Annotated in this window: 1 protein-coding gene; it reads right to left on the reverse strand. The window is 37.2% G+C overall.

Annotated elements, in window-relative coordinates; all coding sequences use genetic code 11:
- Nucleotides 1-494, reverse strand: a 494-nt coding sequence (locus tag H7U22_RS22790; protein WP_187073639.1) for a DUF6922 domain-containing protein, incomplete at its 3' end; no start/stop codon positions are given.
- Nucleotides 495-511: the final 17 nt, after the last annotated feature.

Below are 511 nucleotides of genomic sequence, written 5' to 3' on the forward strand. Positions count from 1 at the left end.
TGTCCCTGGTTTAACTGTTTCTTTGTGTAACATCTGAGTTTTTCTTTGCTCAACTGAAAATATTCGCAAACGGCATCCATAGTTATATCTGATAGATAGGTAATATCATTTTTAAGGGCATTTATAACTTTTTCCCTTCCATAAAACCTGATCATTTCCTCCCAATCCTTGGGGCTGCCTTTATCAAGCACCCGTTCCATAATGGTTCTATAATTTCTGTTCCAGTCCAGTTTATCAAAATCAAGATCCCAGAACAATACCCTGGGAAGATCAGTCCTTCTTACCTTTTGTATAAGAGATTGTCTTTCAATCCTGATTTCATCGTTCTCGAATGGAATCTTCTTTTTGGAAAGATAGTTGTTCAGCGTATGGTAGTTATATGCAGGATAGCTGTCACAGAATCCCTTCAGACTTGAAAATACGTCGATGTCCGTACTGGCAAATCTTTTCCAGTGCACAACGATCACTCTTTTGTTCAATTCCTTTAACATCATACAAACTTAACCAAAAA

Origin of the sequence: Pedobacter fastidiosus (assembly GCF_014306625.1) — a bacterium.
Classification (GTDB): domain Bacteria; phylum Bacteroidota; class Bacteroidia; order Sphingobacteriales; family Sphingobacteriaceae; genus Pedobacter; species Pedobacter fastidiosus.